19 protein-coding genes are annotated in these 19,635 nt (G+C 46.0%); 9 read left to right on the top strand and 10 right to left on the bottom strand.

Translation table 11 applies throughout. The annotated features are described in order from the left end of the window. Positions 1–14 precede the first annotated feature (14 nt). Positions 15–152, bottom strand: coding sequence for a hypothetical protein (locus L1D60_RS13715; RefSeq protein WP_239841538.1), 138 nt, complete (start codon positions 150–152; stop codon positions 15–17). A gap of 53 nt (positions 153–205) precedes the next feature. Between L1D60_RS13715 and lspA the strand changes: the two genes are divergently transcribed. From lspA to ispH, 3 genes are all read left to right on the top strand, one after another. Beyond that, positions 206–706: a signal peptidase II gene (lspA, locus tag L1D60_RS13710; protein WP_032553182.1), complete on the top strand. Its 501-nt coding sequence runs from the start codon at positions 206–208 to the stop codon at positions 704–706. A gap of 127 nt (positions 707–833) precedes the next feature. Next, positions 834–1,265 (top strand): FKBP-type peptidyl-prolyl cis-trans isomerase, encoded by a 432-nt coding sequence (gene fkpB, locus L1D60_RS13705; RefSeq protein WP_150895804.1) that lies wholly within the window; start codon positions 834–836, stop codon positions 1,263–1,265. A gap of 141 nt (positions 1,266–1,406) precedes the next feature. After that, the gene (gene ispH, locus L1D60_RS13700) at positions 1,407–2,351 is read left to right on the top strand and encodes a 4-hydroxy-3-methylbut-2-enyl diphosphate reductase (protein ID WP_275665687.1); all 945 of its coding nucleotides are present in this window, start codon (positions 1,407–1,409) and stop codon (positions 2,349–2,351) included. Positions 2,352–2,439: 88 nt separating this feature from the next. Here ispH and btsR read toward each other — a convergent pair whose 3' ends face one another. From btsR to L1D60_RS13685, 3 genes are all read right to left on the bottom strand, one after another. Next, the gene (btsR, locus tag L1D60_RS13695) at positions 2,440–3,171 is read right to left on the bottom strand and encodes a two-component system response regulator BtsR (protein WP_239841537.1); all 732 of its coding nucleotides are present in this window, start codon (positions 3,169–3,171) and stop codon (positions 2,440–2,442) included. Positions 3,172–3,240: 69 nt separating this feature from the next. Further along, positions 3,241–4,911: a sensor histidine kinase gene (locus tag L1D60_RS13690; protein WP_239841536.1), complete on the bottom strand. Its 1,671-nt coding sequence runs from the start codon at positions 4,909–4,911 to the stop codon at positions 3,241–3,243. Positions 4,912–5,109: 198 nt separating this feature from the next. Then, the gene (locus L1D60_RS13685) at positions 5,110–6,597 is read right to left on the bottom strand and encodes a carbon starvation protein A (protein WP_239841535.1); all 1,488 of its coding nucleotides are present in this window, start codon (positions 6,595–6,597) and stop codon (positions 5,110–5,112) included. Positions 6,598–6,887: 290 nt separating this feature from the next. Between L1D60_RS13685 and L1D60_RS13680 the strand changes: the two genes are divergently transcribed. Then, the gene (locus L1D60_RS13680) at positions 6,888–7,238 is read left to right on the top strand and encodes a DUF2799 domain-containing protein (RefSeq protein WP_239841534.1); all 351 of its coding nucleotides are present in this window, start codon (positions 6,888–6,890) and stop codon (positions 7,236–7,238) included. Between the two features lie 118 nt (positions 7,239–7,356). Here the strand turns inward: L1D60_RS13680 and murQ are convergent, their stop codons facing one another. Beyond that, on the bottom strand, positions 7,357–8,283 hold the full coding sequence (murQ, locus tag L1D60_RS13675; RefSeq protein WP_239841533.1) for an N-acetylmuramic acid 6-phosphate etherase: 927 nt from the start codon (positions 8,281–8,283) through the stop codon (positions 7,357–7,359). Positions 8,284–8,314: 31 nt separating this feature from the next. Then, a complete protein-coding gene (locus L1D60_RS13670) occupies positions 8,315–9,427 on the bottom strand; it encodes an anhydro-N-acetylmuramic acid kinase (protein ID WP_239841532.1) in 1,113 nt (370 codons plus the stop codon). A 99-nt stretch (positions 9,428–9,526) separates the two neighbouring features. Between L1D60_RS13670 and nagZ the strand changes: the two genes are divergently transcribed. From nagZ to tyrA, 3 genes are all read left to right on the top strand, one after another. Then, positions 9,527–10,516, top strand: coding sequence for a beta-N-acetylhexosaminidase (gene nagZ / locus L1D60_RS13665; RefSeq protein ID WP_239841531.1), 990 nt, complete (start codon positions 9,527–9,529; stop codon positions 10,514–10,516). A 247-nt stretch (positions 10,517–10,763) separates the two neighbouring features. Then, on the top strand, positions 10,764–11,837 hold the full coding sequence (locus L1D60_RS13660; protein ID WP_239841530.1) for a 3-deoxy-7-phosphoheptulonate synthase: 1,074 nt from the start codon (positions 10,764–10,766) through the stop codon (positions 11,835–11,837). Between the two features lie 42 nt (positions 11,838–11,879). After that, positions 11,880–13,007 (top strand): bifunctional chorismate mutase/prephenate dehydrogenase, encoded by a 1,128-nt coding sequence (gene tyrA / locus L1D60_RS13655; protein WP_239841529.1) that lies wholly within the window; start codon positions 11,880–11,882, stop codon positions 13,005–13,007. A 158-nt stretch (positions 13,008–13,165) separates the two neighbouring features. Here tyrA and L1D60_RS13650 read toward each other — a convergent pair whose 3' ends face one another. From L1D60_RS13650 to ettA, 3 genes are all read right to left on the bottom strand, one after another. After that, positions 13,166–14,203 carry a M23 family metallopeptidase gene (locus L1D60_RS13650; RefSeq protein WP_239841528.1) on the bottom strand — a complete coding sequence of 346 codons (1,038 nt, stop codon included), beginning with the start codon at positions 14,201–14,203 and terminating at the stop codon, positions 13,166–13,168. A gap of 39 nt (positions 14,204–14,242) precedes the next feature. Continuing rightward, positions 14,243–14,620 (bottom strand): PilZ domain-containing protein, encoded by a 378-nt coding sequence (locus tag L1D60_RS13645; RefSeq protein WP_239841527.1) that lies wholly within the window; start codon positions 14,618–14,620, stop codon positions 14,243–14,245. Positions 14,621–14,705: 85 nt separating this feature from the next. Continuing rightward, positions 14,706–16,373, bottom strand: a complete 1,668-nt coding sequence (gene ettA / locus L1D60_RS13640; RefSeq protein WP_032553197.1) for an energy-dependent translational throttle protein EttA — start codon at positions 16,371–16,373, stop codon at positions 14,706–14,708. Positions 16,374–16,637: 264 nt separating this feature from the next. Between ettA and sltY the strand changes: the two genes are divergently transcribed. Together sltY and trpR are read left to right on the top strand one after the other, a co-directional pair. Further along, positions 16,638–18,587 carry a murein transglycosylase gene (gene sltY / locus L1D60_RS13635; protein ID WP_239841526.1) on the top strand — a complete coding sequence of 650 codons (1,950 nt, stop codon included), beginning with the start codon at positions 16,638–16,640 and terminating at the stop codon, positions 18,585–18,587. A 133-nt stretch (positions 18,588–18,720) separates the two neighbouring features. Further along, positions 18,721–19,014: a trp operon repressor gene (trpR, locus tag L1D60_RS13630; RefSeq protein WP_239841525.1), complete on the top strand. Its 294-nt coding sequence runs from the start codon at positions 18,721–18,723 to the stop codon at positions 19,012–19,014. 93 nt (positions 19,015–19,107) lie between these two features. On the opposite strand, the gene yjjX is transcribed toward trpR, so the two are convergent. Next, the gene (gene yjjX / locus L1D60_RS13625) at positions 19,108–19,632 is read right to left on the bottom strand and encodes an inosine/xanthosine triphosphatase (protein ID WP_239841524.1); all 525 of its coding nucleotides are present in this window, start codon (positions 19,630–19,632) and stop codon (positions 19,108–19,110) included. Positions 19,633–19,635: the final 3 nt, after the last annotated feature.

Here is a 19,635-nt window from a genome sequence, read left to right as displayed (position 1 = left end):
TAATTGAACTTTGCTTAGTTTTTATAGCCCCAGTATCTACTGGGGTTATTTTTAGCTGGGATAAAATGCCTAGCAATATGGCTGGTCATTTTTATGCAGTGGCGCGCAACATCAAAGCGGATGGCAGTTAAGCTTTCATCTTGGTCTTTCATGTCTGCATCTCGCTGTATAGAATAAAGAAGTTCATAGATTTATAGGAATAAGCATGAGTGATTTTTCACTAAAGCAGTCAGGCGTACGTTGGTTATGGCTGGCTTTATTGGTCTTTCTTGCGGACATTGGCATCAAGTTGTTTGTGATGGACAACATGGGTTATGGCTGGGCGAATCGTATAGAAGTTCTGCCTTTCTTTAACTTCTTGTATGTTCATAACTACGGTGCAGCTTTCAGTTTCTTAAGTGATCAAGGTGGTTGGCAGCGCTGGTTGTTTACCGGAATTGCGTTTGTAGTCACAGGTATGTTGACCTATTGGATGAGCAAACTGCCGGCGACAGAAAAGTGGAATAACATCGCTTATGCAATCATCATTGGTGGTGCAGTCGGTAATGTATTTGACCGAGTTGTTCACGGCTTTGTTGTGGACTATCTAGATTTCTACTGGGGTACATACCATTGGCCTGCATTTAACCTTGCTGATATGGGTATCTGTATCGGTGCGGCGATGATCATCTTAGATGGATTCCGCAAAAAGGATGAGAGCAAATAAGCTCTACAAGTCACTTAATGACTCACAGAATGTAATAGCCCTAAGCGCTGTCGGTTGATTCCGGCGGCGCTTTTTGTTTATCCTCTGTGAGGAAAAATAATAATTGATACAACCCAAGGAAAGTAACGTGACAGCAATTAAGAATGACTCAGCAGTAACACTTCATTTTACGATTAAAATGAAAGACGGTTCCGTTGCTGACAGTACTGAAAATATGGGCAAACCGGCTAAGTTTGTAATGGGCGATGGTAGCTTGAGCGAGAACTTTGAGCAGTGTCTATTGGGGCTAGAAGCCGGCACGCAAAAGTCGATTGATTTAAAAGCGGAAGATGCGTTTGGTTTGCCTAACCCAGATAATGTTCATCACATGGATCGCGCACGTTTTGCTGGCGATACTGAGATTGAAGTCGGCACTATCATGGCTTTTTCAGGTCGTGATGGTATGGAAATCCCAGGCATCATAACCGACATTGCTGGCGACTCTGTTACGGTGGACTTTAACCATCCACTAGCAGGCCAAGACGTGACGTTTGACGTTAACATCTTAGCGGTAGAATAGACGGCGATTCATCTTTGCCAACAATTCGAAGCTTCACTGTCTTTGCGCTTCCCTGTAGAATGCCCGCTTCGCTAAACGCGAACTGTAGAATGATCTTGGTCGCGCTGTAAGCGATTCGCAATAAAAGAACTGAGCAATAAAATGAAAATAATGTTAGCTAACCCGCGTGGTTTTTGTGCTGGTGTTGATCGAGCGATCAGTATCGTAGAACGCGCACTGGAATTGTATCAACCTCCGATTTATGTTCGCCATGAAGTGGTGCATAACCGTTTTGTTGTTGAAGGTTTGAAGCAGCGCGGTGCGATTTTCGTGGAAGAGCTTCATGAAGTACCAGACGATAACATTGTTATCTTTTCTGCTCACGGCGTGTCTCAAGCGGTTCGTAAAGAAGCGAAAGAGCGCGACCTAACGGTTTTTGATGCGACTTGTCCTCTGGTAACCAAAGTTCATATGGAAGTGGCTCGTGCGAGCCGTAAAAATATGGAAGTGGTTTTGATTGGTCATGCTGGTCACCCTGAAGTTGAAGGCACTATGGGGCAGTATGCGAGTGATGCCGGTGGCATGTACTTGGTTGAGAAGCCAGAAGATGTCGAGAAGCTGGTGGTGAAAGATCCAAGTAATCTTCACTACGTAAGCCAAACGACATTGTCGGTTGATGAGACTGCAGATGTGATCGAAGAGCTACGCCGCGTGTTCCCTGAAATCCAAGGTCCGCGCAAAGACGATATCTGTTACGCGACTCAAAACCGCCAAGATGCGGTTCGTGATATGGCGAACGATGTTGATGTGGTGATTGTTGTTGGTTCTAAGAACTCTTCAAACTCAACACGTTTGAAAGAGCTTGCTGAGAAGCTAGGTACGCCAGGTTACTTAACGGATTGCCCTGAAGACATTCAACCTGAGTGGGTTGAAGGCAAGAAGAAAGTCGGTGTCACGGCAGGTGCTTCGGCGCCAGAAGAGCTAGTTAATCAAATTCTAGATCGTATCCGCGAGCTAGGGGCTGAAGGTATCGAAGAGATTCAAGGCCGTGAAGAAAATATGTTCTTCGAAGTGCCAAAAGAGCTTCAGATTAAACAAGTTGATTAATCATTGCGTTTGACGAGAGTTTTGAACAAAAAAGCCAACCTTTGCGGTTGGCTTTTTTGATCTTGTTCTATGTGACTGAATAGTAAAGCTAGTGAATACCTAATTGCTCTTTGAGTGTCTTCAAGTAGCGACGGCTGACAGGAACTTCAAAACCTGTAAGAGTGATGATCTCTGCAAGCCCATTTTCTAATAACTTGATCTCTTGGATCGCTTTTATGTTGATCAAATATTGGCGATGGCAACGGATCAGATCGGTCTTTTCTTCTAAGACTTTAAGAGTCAGTTGCGAAGAGGCGGTTTGTGATGCGCTACGAACATGAACACCACTTAGATCCGAATAGGCACACTCGACCGTTTGGCTCGCCATGATCACAATGCGGTTATGGCCGATACAAGGGATCTGCTCAAGATGCGACGGCGCAATAGCATTGATATCTTGTTCTGGCGGCAGTTGGCTCTGCTTAATCACTTTACATAAACGCGACACGCTTTTGTTGAGCCTACATGGTTCAACTGGCTTGAGTAGGTAGTCAAAGGCATTGTCTTCAAAGGCTTGAATCGCATATTGATCATAAGCGGTAACGAACACCACATAGGGCATGTTCTCTGGGTCAAGCATGCTCAGCAGTTCGATACCAGTAATCTGCGGCATTTGAATATCTAAATAGACGACGTCTGGCTTAAGGTGATTGATCTGCTTAAGGCCTTCGATGGCATTGCTGGCTTGACCTATCACATCCACTTTTTCCGTTTCAGTGAGTAGTTCAATTAACTCTTCACGAGCAAACAGCTCATCATCTATGACTAGTGCCTTTAACATCCCATTACCTTAATTCCAATCTGCTGTTAAGTCTCTGTTCCAGTATACGCTGCTATCTAGTATCGCGTGTTATAGCGCCTTTGGAATGATAAAGCTCATGCGCGTAAATTGCTGTGGCTGAGATTCTATTTTTAGAGCTGAGTCTTGTCCAAAGAAATTGGTTAGGCGCTTGTCGACGATCTCCATACCTAAGCCTACATGGTCGCTGCTTGGCTTTTGATAACTGCCTGCGTTGTCTTCTACTGTGATGCGGTAGTTGCCTTGATGCGGTTCGCTATAGATCTTTACTTTACCGCCCTCAAGAAGGTTAGAGATGCCGTGCTTGATGGCGTTCTCAACCAGAGGCTGAAGGGTAAAGCTTGGCAGTTCTACCTCGTAAAGCAAAGGATCGATATCCCACTCAATCTCCAAGCGATCAGTAAAGCGTGCCTTCTCAATCGTTAGGTAGGCATTCACGTGCGCCAACTCATCTTTCAGCTTAACGGTGTTGATGTTCTGTTTGAGGTTACTTCTAAAGAAGTGTGATAAATGCTGAATCAGCTCTCGCGCTTTGTCTGGTTCGCGTCTAGTGACGGCACTGATGGTATTAAGGGCATTGAACAAGAAGTGCGGGTTAACCTGAGCGTGTAGCAACTTGATTTCAGCCTGCGTCAACAGCGTTTGTTGCTGCTGGTAGTTGCTAAACAGAATTTGGCTCGATAGCAGCTGAGCAATACCTTCCCCCATCGACATATTGATGGTCGAAAACAGCTTTAACTTTGGCTCGTAGAGTTTGATTGTCCCAACAACTTCGTTACCGGCACGCAGTGGAATAATCAATGCTGAACCCAGCTTACAGTCTGCAGAGAGAGAACACTGATATGGATTTTCTTTGCCATCCAAGTAGATGATGTCGTTCTTCTCCATCGCTGTTAGCGTACTCTGAGAAGAGATTGGAGTATTAGGGATATGGTGTTCATCGCCAATGCCGACAAACGCGAGAATTTTTTCTCGGTCGGTGATCGCGACTGCGCCAACATTGGTCTCTTCATAAATGATGCGAACAATCTTTTGTGCGTTGTCGGAGTTAAAGCCACCGTGAAGGATGCCCACCGAGCGCTCGGCAATGGTTAGAGCTCGACGAGAAAAGGTTGCGGAGTACTTTTCAAAGATGGTTTTTCTATCTTGGATGATGCTCATAAACAAAGCTGCACCGACCGAGTTAGCGATGATCATTGGCGCAGCAATATCGGAAACCAGTGCGTAGGCTTGGGCGAATGGTTTAGCGACCGCTAATAGGATCAGCATTTGAATGATTTCAGCGAACAGGGTGACAGAAAAGACCACCATAGGGTTAAACAACTGGCTCGCTTTGTTCTTGCGTACTAGATAGACATGCAGCAAACCACCAATTAAACCCTCAGCTGTGGTCGATATCGCGCATGCTAGATCTGTGAATCCGCCTAGGGTGTAGCGATGGATGCCGCCTGTTAAGCCGACTGCAAAGCCGACCACCGGCCCGCCAAACAGACCACCCATGACGGCTCCCATGGCTCGCGTGTTAGCAATGGCATCGTTGATCTGCAAGCCGAAGTAGGTGCCCATGATACAGAACAGTGAGAATAGGATATAACAACTCACTTTATGACTGAGTCGTGAAGAGATACTCAGTAATGGCAATATCAGCGGCGTCTTACTGATCATATAAGCCAGTACCAAATAGACACAGGTTTGTTGAAGTAGCGAGAGAATCAGTTCCATATATCCACTATTAAAAAGTTCTGCATAGGTAAAGGCTGATCGCGGTAAGCTTGAAACACCAGCCAATATCACATGGGTTATGGGTATAGTGTAAAGGGCATTTACCGAGTAACGCAAAGCCCATCACTAGGATGGGCTTTGTTGAGTTTCCAACCTTAATTCAAGGTGGAGCAAGCGAAGGGGATAACACCCGATAAGCTAGGCTGTTTTAGTCACGCCTTTAGCTTCTTTCTCTTCATCAGCAAGGTCGGTTTCGCCTTTGCCTTTTGAAATCTTGATTACGTAAGCCGCAACACCTAGGGCACTAATCACACCGACGATAGTCGAGATTTGCATTGGTAGGCCGAAACCAAGCTGGCTGTTGTTCAGGATGAATGTGATACACACAGACGTCATGAAGATTGCTGGAACCGTTGTTACCCAGTGTAGTTTGTTGTGACGTAATAGGTAAGCAGAAGCTGTCCACAGCATCATTACCGCTGTTGATTGGTTAGCGAAGCCGAAGTAACGCCAGATGATACCGAAATCAACTTGAGTCAGAATGCCACCGATAACGAATAGCGGTAGAGCCATTAGTAGACGGTTACGTAGTGTCTTCTGTTCCATGTTGAAGTATTCAGCAAGGATTAGACGGCTTGAACGGAACGCAGTGTCACCAGAAGTGATTGGTAGGATAACCACGCCAAGGAAAGCAAGGATACCGCCAAATACACCCAGTAGGCCAAATGAAGCGCTGTAAACTACGTTACCTGGACCGCCGTTTGCTACTGCTTCAGATAGAGACTCAACAGAGCCGAAGAACGATAGTGCAAGTGCACACCAGATAAGAGCGATGATGCCTTCACCAATCATTGCACCATAGAATACGAAGCGACCGTTCTTCTCGTTTTCCATACAACGCGCCATTAGAGGAGACTGAGTTGCGTGGAAGCCAGAGATAGCACCACAAGCGATAGTGATGAATAGAGCAGGCCAAAGTGGTAGGTCGTTAGGGTTCATGTTAGTGAACATGTCGCTGATCTCAAAGCCACCCATGATTTGGTGTTCGTCGGAGAAGCCAATCGCAGTGATTAGGCCAACAGACATGAAGATAAGCAGTGCGCCGAACAGTGGGTAGAAGCGACCAATGATTTTATCGACAGGGACAATCGTTGCGATGATGTAGTAAGCGAAGATAACCACAACCATAGTTGTTGCTGACATCGCGAAATCAGTTTGGTCGTTCACTAGGTTAGTAATCATGCCTGCTGGAGCTGATACGAATACCACACCAACGAGAAGCAGTAGAACAATGGCAAAGATATTCATAAAGTGTTTTGCGCCATTGCCTAGGTAACGTCCTGTGATGGTTGGAACCGAAGCGCCACCATTACGGATAGATAACATACCTGAGAAGTAGTCGTGTACTGCACCTGCGAAGATACAACCTAGCACGATCCAAAGCATGGCTGCCGGACCGTAAAGGGCACCCATAATAGGACCAAAGATTGGGCCAACACCTGCGATGTTAAGCAGTTGAACCAGGTAAACTTTTGGTGTCGACATTGGAACGTAATCCACACCATCTTGCTTTGTATGAGCTGGGGTTTGGCGTTTTTCGTTTATGCCGAATACTTTCTCGATGAAAGCACCATAAAGAAAGTAACCGCCGATGAGTGCCGCAACACAGGTTAGAAACCACATCATAATTTGTTATCCCTGAATGTATTAATTAAGTCAGGGTGGATAATAAGCGAGCGGTTGACGAGAAGCTTGTGCTTAAGCCGTTAGTGGTCGTATAGCGATTTAAGTGGCGCTGTGGTTGATTGAGTGGTTTTCAGATTTGTTGAGCGGTTGGGGGACAGGTTAAATGGTTTTGTCTCGCACTAAGCGGTGACTTGGGGGAAGCAGTGGACATTTTAGTGGGTTAAGCGGAGAATCTAGGTACGTCAGCTAGCGATAGCACCTAATGAATAATAAGAAGATAAGGGATTCAAATGAAGAAAATAACCGCAGCCTTGCTATTGGCTCTAGGTATGACAGGCTGTGCATCAAACGTGCAAGACTTAGCGGCAGAAGGTGATTGGAAAGAGATCGGTTATCGTGATGGTGTTAAAGGTAACTCACAGCGTTCTTATTCAGAGATGACTAAGCTAGGGGCAGTCGATCAAGCAGCCTACAGCGAAGGTTACTATCAAGGTGTGACCGAATACTGTAATCCGAACCACGCATATCAAATTGGCTTGTCTGGTCAGTTCTATGAAGGTGTTTGTTCGGGTACTGAAGATGCGCAGCGTTTTCGCATGGAGTGGCAACGAGGCTGGGACGAGTTTTCAAACGACCACTAATCTGCTGAAAAGCAAATCAGGCTGTTGGCAGATAGAGCATGAAAAAAGCACCGATTCGTCGGTGCTTTTTGTATTGAGCGTGTGTTGAGTTACTCAGCTGGCTGCGACCTTGTCGAGTTTAGCTGGACTGGTTGTGCTCAACAGCTTTACGAAGAAACCCATCTTGGTTTTTAAGCTGCTGCTCTGCGGCTTCAAGATCTAGCCCTGTGAGTATCATCAAGATCGCCAGTTTCACGTCGTAACTGGTCTTTTCAAGCGTTTCTCTTGCTACTGCTTTGTCGCAATCTGTCGCTTGCATAACAATACGGGCGGCGCGCGCCACCAGCTTCTCATTGGTCGCTTTCACATCCACCATCAGATTTTGATAGCTTTTACCAATGCGGATCATACTGGCAGTGGTCAGCATGTTGAGTACTAGCTTTTGAGCAGTGCCTGATTTGAGACGAGTGGAGCCCGTGAGCGCCTCAGGCCCAACCACAGGGCTAATAGGAATCTTAGCTAATTGAGCAATAGGTGAATCTGGATTGCAAGAGAGTGATACCGTGGTTGCTCCAATCTCATTAGCGTATTTGAGAGCACCAATTACATATGGAGTACGACCGCTTGCAGCAATGCCGACAACGACATCTTTAGCATTAAAGTGAATGGCTTTAAGGTCTTCAACACCAAGTGTGAGCGAATCTTCTGCTCCCTCTTTCGCTTTTAGTATTGCCTCTGGCCCACCTGCAATCAGGCCTATTACTAACTGATCGGACACACCGAATGTAGGTGGACATTCTGAGGCGTCGAGAACACCGAGTCGGCCACTAGTGCCAGCGCCCATGTAGATCAGGCGACCACCATTACGAAAGGCGTCCGCGATATGGTCAACCGCGTTGGCTATCTGAGGTAGCTCACTCTCGATAGCGAGTGGCACCTGTTTGTCTTGTTGGTTGATCTTCTCCACCACTTCCAGAGAGGAGAGCAGATCAATGTCCATGGTTTCAGGGTTTCTTCCCTCAGAGACTAAGTGTGATAGTGCTGAAATAAGAGCATCGTTACTCATAAGTATCCTTAAATTTAATCTCTAGTGATGGTCATGCTCGGTAGAGCACACCCAAAGAAGCGCTTTTTGAAGCTCCTGTTACCTCAGGAAGGTTACTCGGTAGCTTGTGTACATAACGTTGAGCCAGCCATGCAAATGCCATGGCTTCCATGTAGTCGGCATCGACCCCTTTCGCTGACGTGGAGCTTACTTGCCAATCTGGTAACAGCGCAGCAAGGCGCTCCATCAGAAGCGGGTTTCTTACGCCGCCGCCACACACGTACAAGGCAGGGGATGAGCCAGATTGATATTTCACGACTTCATTTACTATGGTGATGGCGCTGTATTCACACAAGGTACGCTGTACATCGGACTCCGGTATTAATGGCAGTGTCTTTAACTTGCTTTCTAGCCAAGGCAGATTAAACAACTCTCGCCCAGTACTCTTTGGTGGTTGCTCGGTAAGATAGCCTTCTTCAAGCAGTAAACTCAGTAGTGCGGAGCTTACTTGACCACTGCGAGCAAACGCACCATCTTGGTCATACTTTTTCCCGCAGTGCTTGCTCACCCAAGCATCCATCAACATGTTGCCCGGCCCCGTGTCATAACCCAGTGTCGGTTGGTCTGGCTGCAGCACCGAAATATTAGCAATACCACCAATGTTTAGTACCACAACACTGCTCTGCTTGGCTTCAAAAATGGTGCGATGAAATGCGGGTACCAAAGGTGCGCCTTGTCCTCCTAACGCCATGTCTTTGCGACGAAAATCAGCGACCACGTCAATATTGGTTTTAGTGGCAATGATATTGGCATCACCTAACTGCATAGTAAATGGGTGATTCCCACTAGGCTGGTGGAAAACGGTTTGGCCATGATTACCAATCGCCGTGATTTGAGAGGCGCAGATATTGTGCTTGGATAGAAGTTCTAGAACCGCATCAGCAAATAGATGGCCAAGCTGGTGGTCGAGCTCACCTATCGCGATCAGGTTGGTTTGTTGGCCGATACACACATCGAGTAAGTGCTTTTTTGTCTCTTCAGGCATAGGGAACTCGTCGTGGGCAATCAGCTCGATGTGTTGGTTGTCGATACTGACCAAAGCAGTGTCGATACCGTCCATACTGGTTCCAGACATAACCCCGATGTATAGCTCTTTATGATCCATTCCTAAACTCTTCTGACCGTGAATTAAAAACATTGTAATGCAATTTCAAACGGAATAACCTCGTGAAGATTATCAATTTTGGCTTAGTAAGGGATAAATATGGGACCGTTGTGGGTAGATGTTGAAGGCTACGAACTCACTACCGAAGATAGAGAGATTCTTGAGCATCCAACCGTGGGTGGATTGATCTTTTTTGCTCGTAACTATCATGACAGCAAGCAACTGGCGGCATTAACCAAAGAGATCCGTAAGGCGGCTAAACGACCGATTCTTATTGGTGTCGACCAAGAGGGCGGTCGCGTGCAGCGCTTTCGTGATGGCTTCTCAATTATTCCTGCTGCGCAAGAGTTTGCTAAACACAACAACGGTGAACAGCTGGCCGAACAAGCGGGTTGGCTGATGGCTGCAGAGTTGGTCGCTCATGATATCGATTTGAGCTTCGCGCCGGTATTGGACAAAGGTCATCAATGCAAAGCAATTGGCAATCGAGCCTTTGGTGAGGACATCGATACTATTGTTCGTCACAGTAGTGCCTTTATCCGTGGCATGAAGAGTGTGGGAATGGCGACGACGGGTAAACACTTCCCAGGCCATGGGGGTGTCATTGCCGATTCTCACCTAGAGACGCCATATGACCCAAGAGAAGATATCTTTGAAACCGACATGGCGATTTTCAAGGCTCAAATTGAGGCGGGTATTTTGGATGCAATGATGCCTGCGCATGTGGTTTTTTCTCACTATGATGACAAGCCTGCTAGCGGCTCACGCTATTGGCTACAAGAGGTATTGAGAAAACAGCTTGGATTTAAAGGGCTGGTTTTTTCAGATGATTTGACGATGGAAGGTGCTGCGATCATGGGCGGTCCTGCACAAAGAGCGCAAGCCGCATTAGATGCTGGATGCAACATGGTGTTGATGTGTAATAAACGAGATGCACAAATTGAGGCTTTAGATAACCTAGAGATACAAAGTGTTCCTCTAGCACACTCTTTATTGAAAAAGCACACCTTTGATCTCCCAACGCTACAGTCAGATACTCGATGGAAAGAGGCTTCTGAGCAGATGAAGCGTGTTTTAGATAATGGGTGATAAATAGACACTTTTTAAGTTTTGCTAAGGCGATATGAGAAATATCGCCTTTTTTGTATCTACAAAGACTGATTTCTAACTCTTTTCTGATTTTCTTAATATAAAGTTTGTGTGTAAATTTATTTTTACATCAAATGTTTTTTATTATTTACACTTGCAATCGTTTCTATAGCTGTTATTTTAGTTTTCAAAGATTGTTAGCCCATGCGGAACATTTGGGTGTAAAGAAAAGAATACAGGTTGAGTTATGCAGAAAAGTGAATTAAGCAATGTCAATATCATCGACGAACAGGTACTGATTACTCCAGATGAGTTAAAAGCCAAATTACCTCTGAGTGATAATGCTCGTCGTTTTATTCAAGAGTCTCGTCAAACTATCGCCAACATCATCCACAAGAAAGATCACCGTATGCTAGTGGTTTGTGGTCCTTGTTCGATTCATGACGTTGAAGCTGCAAAAGAGTACGCAAAACGCCTAAAAGCACTTTCTGAAGAACTCAGTGACCAACTGTACATCGTAATGCGCGTGTACTTCGAAAAACCACGTACAACGGTTGGTTGGAAAGGTCTAATCAATGACCCACATCTAGACGGCACATTTGATATCGAGCATGGTCTTCACGTAGGTCGTGAGCTGTTGGTTGAGCTGGCTGAGATGGAAATCCCACTGGCGACTGAGGCACTTGATCCTATCAGCCCACAATACCTAGCAGACACGTTTAGTTGGGCGGCGATCGGTGCTCGTACTACCGAATCTCAAACTCACCGTGAGATGGCAAGTGGTCTATCGATGCCAATCGGCTTTAAAAACGGCACTGATGGCAACCTAGGCACTGCGATTAACGCGATGCAAGCGGCTTCTTCAAGCCACCGTTTCATGGGTATCAGCCGCGAAGGTCAAGTTGCGCTACTGACAACTCAAGGCAACCCGAATGGTCATGTAATCCTACGTGGTGGTAAGCAGACCAACTACGATTCAGTTTCAGTACATGAATGTGAAGAAGAACTATCGAAAGCGGGTCTAGAGGCAGCGCTGATGGTTGATTGTAGCCATGCTAACTCGCGCAAAGACTTCCGCCGCCAACCGTTGGTTGCAGAAGATGTCATTCACCAAATTCGTGAAGGCAACAAGTCAATTATTGGCTTGATGATTGAAAGCCACCTTAACGAGGGTAACCAATCTTCTGACATTCCTCTCGATCAGATGAAATACGGCGTTTCAATTACCGACGCGTGTATCAATTGGGATTCAACTGAGGCACTATTGAAGCGTGCACACACGGAACTAGTCCCATTCTTGGAAAATCGTCTAAAAGGCTAGTGCTGGCACAAATCGAGGCTTAAGGATTAGAAAGGAAGAAGAATGGCCGTTGAACTGAACGAATTACGCGACCAAATTGACGTTGTCGATAAACAGATGTTAGAGCTTCTTGCCCAGCGCTTAGCACTGGTTGAGAAAGTAGGTGAGGTGAAAAGCGAGCACGGTCTGCCGATTTATGTGCCTGAGCGTGAGGCTGCGATGCTTGCGTCTCGCCGCGCTGAGGCTGAAAAACTAGGTGTGCCGCCACAGCTTATTGAAGACATTCTGCGTCGTACCATGCGTGAGTCATACGCGAGTGAAAAGGATTCGGGCTTTAAGTGTCTGAACCCAGAGCTGCGTTCAGTTGTTGTTATCGGTGGTCATGGTCAACTTGGTGGTCTGTTCGGACGTATGTTCAAGCTATCTGGCTACGATGTAAAAGTACTGGGTAGCAAGGATTGGGACAAGGCTGATGAGTTACTGAACGACGCTGGCCTTGTGGTGGTTACTGTTCCAATCCATCTGACAGAAGGTGTGATTGATAAGCTGAACAATCTGCCAAGCGACTGTATTTTATGTGACTTAACGTCAATCAAGTCGAAACCGTTACAGCGCATGCTGGCCGTTCACCAAGGTCCTGTTGTTGGTCTACACCCAATGTTTGGTCCGGATGTACCAAGCCTTGCGAAGCAGGTAATTGTTTACAGTGATGGTCGTGGTCAAGAGAGTTACCAATGGCTACTAGAGCAACTTGGTATCTGGGGTGCAAGCCTATGTAATATGGATGCGCAAGAGCACGATCACGGCATGACGCTTATCCAAGCGCTGCGCCACTTCACTTCATTTGCTTACGGCCTACACCTAAGCAAAGAGAATCCCAACATTGATCGCCTGCTGCAGCTAAGTTCGCCTATCTACCGCCTTGAAATTGCGATGGTCGGCCGTCTATTTGCACAAGACCCGAATTTGTACGGCGATATTATTCTCTCTTCTGACGAGAACATTGCGATGATTCGCCGCTTCCACCACTGTTTCGGTGAAGCTCTGAAGATTCTGGAAGGCAAAGATAAGGCTCAATTTGTTGAAAGCTTTAACGAAGTGAGCGAGTGGTTTGGCGAGTACTCTCAGCAGTTCTTACAAGAGAGCCAAAGCCTTCTTAAGCAAGCCCATGATTCGATTCATCGCGGTTAACCTGGACTACTGTAAGCTCAACTATATTGAGTGACTGAACAGATAAAAAAAGAGCCACCTAATATAGGTGGCTCTTTTTTTATCTAACTATCATGAGGTTAAAAGCTTTTGGCCTGTGGTAGGTAAAAAGATCATCATAGGTCAAAAGCTATCAAGCATTAGTTTGTTGCTAGTGTTGGCTTTGCTTTGGTCTCATCACTCGATACGGTTTCAATCGACGAGTTGATGTAAGGCACATTAGTCAGATTGATTTGCAGACGCACCACGTTATCGATCAGCTGAACCAGTGGTCCCCACTTAACCTTCTTCTCTTTCTCAAACACGTAATTGAAGTTTTCTGGTGTCCAGTCCATCAAGTATTGTGGATTCAAAGAGCGGCCAAGAAAGCGTACTTCGTAGTGTAAATGTGGCCCCGTAGAGTTTCCTGAGTTGCCACAGCTAGCAATAACATCACCTTTACTCACGAACTGCCCGCTACGCACCTTAAACTTCTGTAGGTGAGCGTAAGAGCTCATGAAGCCAAAAGAGTGGCGCATAGTTAGGAAGTTACCAAAGCCTTTCTTACTTGGGCGCACCGTTTCAATCACGCCGTCAGCTGGAGCAAGAATATCTTCACCACGCTTACACGTAAGGTCAATACCTGTGTGGGTATGACGTTTGCCTGTGATTGGGTTGATGCGGCTTCCGTAAGATGAGGAGATACGCTGATAGGCCATTGGGCTGTCATTCGGGATCAAACGGAACATGGTTGCACGTACCGCCGAATCGATGGCTGCTGCGTCAATTCGCTCTTCAAGAGAAGTCTCATCGTTAACAAGCTCTTCATCCGCAAGGCCAAGTACCGATTCAACATCGAATACACGCTTACCAAGCAGCTGAATAGTGCCTTCTTTTTCGGTCAAGGTTTGTGCTAACGAGTGATTGGTTTCAATCTGTTCATCGTACATAAACTCCATATTGTCTTTCTCGACAATCAAAGTTTCGATCAGCTTCTGAGCATCTTGCGCTTGCACTGAGGCATGCTGCTCCGAGGCGGACAGCTTCTGCTGACCATCGTAGTGTAGGTAGATGGCACCGCCAACTAAAAGAGGGACGGATAGTATTGCAGAGGTACAAAAGAGTACGGCTTTACGGCCGAAGTAAAATGTCTGCTCCCCTTGGCTCGAAGGAACAGTAATCGAAATTTTCTGAGACATGATGACGTATTAAATAAAAATAATTCGAAGAGCGTGCTTTTATTCTGCTGACTCTTCGCCTAAATCTGTTAGATGTTCTATTTCTCGATAAAGTAACTCATCATCACCAACGTTAAGTTCCACAAGGCGCTTAAGGTGGCTGATACTATCAATATCTAAATGCTCTATGCGCAAACGCACTGAGGTATTGATGGTAGAGACAATAGAGGCTTCTAATTGAATGTCGATATCACTGTCTGTTAATTGAAAGCTAATTTGAACAGGCAAGTGATGGTTTAATTGATGGTGGTTTTCACAATTTATCAATAAGCCTTGCAGTGACAAGTCTTGTATCGTGCCATCAACCACTAAGGTATCTTGGGTTAATTTGGTAGCGACTTGATAAACAATCCTTGAAAATCGACGCCTTTCTATCATAGAGACTTCCTCATCTACTGGTTTGGAATGTCGTATCATATAAGGCCGCTAATTTAGCGGCCTTAGAGTAAATTACAAGCGAAACTTACTTAGTTACACGCTTGTACTTGATACGGTGTGGTTCAGCTGCTTCAGGACCAAGTGTCTTCTTCAGCCATTCCATGTACTCATTGTAGTTACCTTCGTAGAAGTTAACTTGACCTTCATCACGATAGTCAATGATATGCGTAGCGATACGGTCTAAGAACCAACGGTCGTGCGAGATAACCATTGCACAGCCAGGGAATTCTAGTAGTGCTTCTTCTAGTGCACGTAGTGTTTCAACGTCAAGGTCGTTGGTTGGCTCATCGAGTAGCAGTACGTTGCCGCCAGTTTTAAGTAGCTTAGCAAGGTGAACACGGTTACGTTCACCACCAGAAAGCTCACCGATGATCTTCTGTTGGTCTGAACCTTTGAAGTTGAAGCGAGAACAGTATGCACGAGCAGGGATTTCGAAGTTGTTGATCTTAATGATATCAGCACCTTCAGAGATCTCTTGGAATACTGTCTTCGTGTCATCCATGCTGTCACGGAATTGGTCAACTGACGCCAGCTTCACTGTTTCACCAAGCTCAACAGTACCTGAGTCAGGTTGTTCAGTGCCGCTTAGCATCTTGAATAGTGTTGATTTACCTGCGCCGTTAGCACCGATGATACCCACGATAGCACCCTTAGGCATGCTGAATGATAGGTCGTCGATAAGAACACGGCCGTCAAAAGACTTGGTTAGGTTCTTCACATCGATAACTTTATCACCTAGACGCTCACCTGGCGGGATGAATAGTTCGTTGGTTTCGTTACGCTTCTGACGGTCGCCGCTTTGCAGTTCTTCAAAGCGAGCCATACGCGCTTTAGATTTAGACTGACGACCTTTCGGGTTTTGACGAACCCACTCAAGTTCTTTCTCGATAGTCTTCTGGCGAGCTTTCTCTTGAGACGCTTCTTGTTGTAGACGCGCATCTTTTTGCTCTAGCCAAGAGGTGTAGTTACCTTCCCATGGAATACCTTCACCACGGTCAAGTTCTAGGATCCAGCCAGCTGCGTTATCTAGGAAGTAACGGTCGTGGGTGATTGCCACAACAGTACCGTTGTAATCGACTAGGAAGCGCTCAAGCCATGCTACAGATTCAGCATCCAGGTGGTTGGTTGGTTCGTCTAGTAGAAGCATGTCTGGCTTCTCTAGAAGTAGGCGACAGATCGCCACACGACGACGTTCACCACCTGATAGGTGTTCGATTTTCGCATCCCACTCAGGTAGACGAAGCGCATCGGCTGCACGCTCTAGTGCGTTTTCTAGGTTGTGGCCGTCTTTAGCTTGGATAAGAGATTCAAGTTCACCTTGCTCTTTTGCTAGTGCGTCGAAGTCTGCGTCTGGTTCTGCGTACGCTGCGTATACTTCGTCTAGGCGCTTCATTGCACCAGCAACGTCTGAAACCGCTTCTTCAACGATTTCACGAACTGTTTTAGATTCGTCTAGAACAGGTTCTTGAGGTAGGTAACCTACGTTTAGACCAGGCTGTGGACGAGCTTCACCATCGATGTCTGTATCAATACCGGCCATGATACGTAGCAGTGTTGATTTACCTGCACCATTCAGACCTAAAACACCAATTTTGGCACCAGGGAAAAAGCTTAGAGAGATGTCTTTCAGAATTTGACGCTTTGGTGGCACAATTTTGCTCACTCGCGACATGGTATATACGTATTCAGCCATTGCCGATCGTTCCTACTTATTGTTCAAAATAAACGATTATTTTATACCAATCTGTCCAAAGATGTTACTCCCCGAGAGGAAAAGGCTTTTCAGGGATAAATCTTGGCTTTTAATTGTCAAAATTCTCACTAAAAGCAGATTTCAAACGCTTTTGAGGTGAAGTGTTAAACTTTAATAATATTTACACTCAAACTCTTTACATTTGATGTGATGTAGGGCGTAAATAGCCTTCACGTATTCAAACACGCACTAAGGAAAGAGCGAATGTTTTTCCGACTTTTCAATAGAAAAATTGCTGTTGCTGCATCAGTGATTTTGCCTTCTATTCTATTGGCTCCTGAAGCTTTGGCGAGCCGAGCTTCTGAGCTAGAAATGCAGCGTGATACTTACGATCAAGCTCAAGATATTTTAGATAAGCGTGACCTTAAGGCTTACGCCAAGTTGCGCACCAAAATTCAAACGTATCCGTTAACGCCATACACGGATTATCGAGCGTTTCTGATTGATTTGGGACAGCGAACTCCGCAAGAGGTCGAAGCCTTTATCGACGACAATCGTGCGCTTCCGTTTTCTAGTCGGATTCGAGCCCCTTACTTGGCTTCGTTAGAGTCTCAGGAAAAGTGGTCAACGATTCTTGAATTTCAAACGCAAGAGCCTGTAGGTGAAAAGTACCAATGTATCTATTACCGAGCCCATTATGAGCAAGGCAATAATGATTTGGCTTATAAGGGGGCAAAACAGCTTTGGCTTAGCGGGAAGGGGATCGACGATAGTTGTGACCCACTGTTTTCAGCGTGGGATGAAGCTGGCCTGCGCAGCGATGAGCTGATTCTTGAAAGGTTGTTGCTGGCTTTTGAGCAGCGCAACGGCAAGCTAATGAATTATCTTTTAAAGCAGTTTGATAGCGACAAGGCAGCCAAGCAAGGCAAAGAGATGAAAGCCCTTTTTAGCAAGCCAGAGAGCGTGGCGGACTTTGCTAAAAAACACAAGGTGAACGAGTTCTATCAAAAGCAGACTGAGCTAGGTTTCCAGAAACTGGCACGCAAAGATGCTAAAGCGGCACAGAAGGCCTTTGATAAAGTCATTGATGGCCAGAAGTTCTCAAAAGAGCAAGCTCAGCAGTTGGCTGATTATCTTGCGTTTCGCCTAATCAATACTGACTCTGAAGAGATGATGGCTTGGCGAGATCAAGCAATAGAAACTTCTTCCAAACAGGTACTGATCGAGCGACGTGCTCGCCTTGCTATCCAACACGCAGATTGGACTGGTTTGCAACACTGGATTAGCAAGCTCGATGATAACCACCAAAATTCGATTCGTTGGCAGTACTGGCGTGGGCGCGCCGAGCTAGCTACTGGTCAAGAAGCAGAAGGAACGCAACGACTCACCGATATTCTTGGTCAGCGTAACTTCTACAGCGTGGCCGCGGCAAAACAGCTGAATAAACCTGTACACTACGAAACGTCGTCATTGACGTACAACGCGAAAGTTGTGAAGCCATTTGATACCGCTTTGGTGCGAATTGATGAGCTGATCACGCGCGATAAAATCGCTGCCGCGAAGAGTGAGTGGCGCTGGTTGTTAGCAAACGCAAACAAAGAGCAGAAGTCGATGCTGGCTGCCTATGCCTCTCGCCAAGGCTGGAACCATCTCACCGTCACTGCGAGTATTTCTGCCAAGATGTGGGATAACTTGGAACTGCGCTTCCCAGTTGCTCATAAATGGTGGTTCAACTTCTACGCTGAGAAGCATGACATTGACCCGGTGACCTTGATGTCGTTAGCGCGTCAAGAGAGTGCATTGGATAGCGAGGCGCAATCTCCAGTGGGCGCTCGCGGGATAATGCAGATTATGCCAGCAACGGCTAAGTACACGGCTAAAAAGTACAAGCTTAAGTATCAAGGGCGCGATGATTTGTATAATGTTGGCAAGAATATCGAGATTGGTAGTCATTACCTTGATGGCTTGCTGAATCAATACGACAACAATCGTATCTTTGCTCTTGCGGCTTACAATGCGGGCCCTCATCGAGTGAAGCAGTGGCGTTCTCGTAGTGAAGGTAAACTGGATGTGTTTGCTTTTATCGAGATGATTCCGTTCAAGGAGACGCGCGGTTATGTACAAAATATCTTGATGTTTGAAACCTACTACCGAGATATTTTGGGTGAGCAAGGGCAGTTCTTGGCTGCTCATGAGCGTGACGCAAAGTATTAACCACTAAGCCAAAATCAGTTGGAGTTCTTTTTTAAATTGGATTCACTATAGGGTTTCGGTATACATTAAAAGGCAGTCGCAGCGCGTCTGCCTTTGTTTAAATAGAATGACAACAAGAGATAAGTGTAGGGATATGGCATCACAACCAGAGTACAGCAATTGGCAAGAGTTGATGGATTTAGTAAAGATTGCCGCTGAAAACGAACAGCATGAACTCTTACTGACCATGATGATGACCCCTGATGAGCGTGAAGCTTTGGTTGCTCGAGTGAACATCCTTTGTGAATTAATGAAGGGCGATCTTTCGCAGCGACAAATCAGCCAGATGTTAGGTGTTGGTGTTGCTACCATCACTCGCGGTTCGAATGAACTTAAAGCTAAGTCGGAACAAGAGAAGCAAGAGATTGCTCAGTTGTTGCTGAAGTAATGATATTTATCCGTCAGCACAACCTAAAAAACGCTAGCCTCGGCTAGCGTTTTTACTTTCTACAATTTGGCTATTCACACTACCAGTTTAGCTTTAATGGTTTGGGAAGTGTTCTGGGTTTACAAATGGGATGAGAGCCAAGATCAGTGCTTGGTGGTAAACCGAACTGCGCGTGAGTTGGTTGTGCGTAAGCAGTCCAATAGCGCCACCTTTCTGTTTGATATTGTCAGTACCAAATACTTCATCCATAACATCACCTAGCTCATTGGCATGGGCAAGTTTCTCAATGACTTGAGGTGGCAGCATTAGGCTCGCTGAACGAGATTCTCCTCGTTGGCCGTTAGACTCAATGACCATCCACGCGAAGGTCACATTGTCTTCAATCCCCGCTTCTAAGCCGACATAAAAATCGCTATTTGGGATAGCTTGTGCAGCATTGTGGACTCGGTTGATCGCGCCTTGATAAGTCTCTTGGTTGCTCATGGGCTGGTCAGCAACGCCGCTTGCGACGCTAACGCCCTTGAAGTCAAATTCTTGTTGCGGGAAAGCAGCTTCAAAAGCACTTTTCACCGCGTTGATTTTAGCCGGGTTGAGTGACGCGATAGTGACTGTTTTCATAGT

Origin of the sequence: Vibrio sp. Isolate30, assembly GCF_022397975.1 — a bacterium.
GTDB lineage: Bacteria > Pseudomonadota > Gammaproteobacteria > Enterobacterales > Vibrionaceae > Vibrio > Vibrio fortis.
This window is presented reverse-complemented; position numbering and strand designations above follow the sequence as displayed.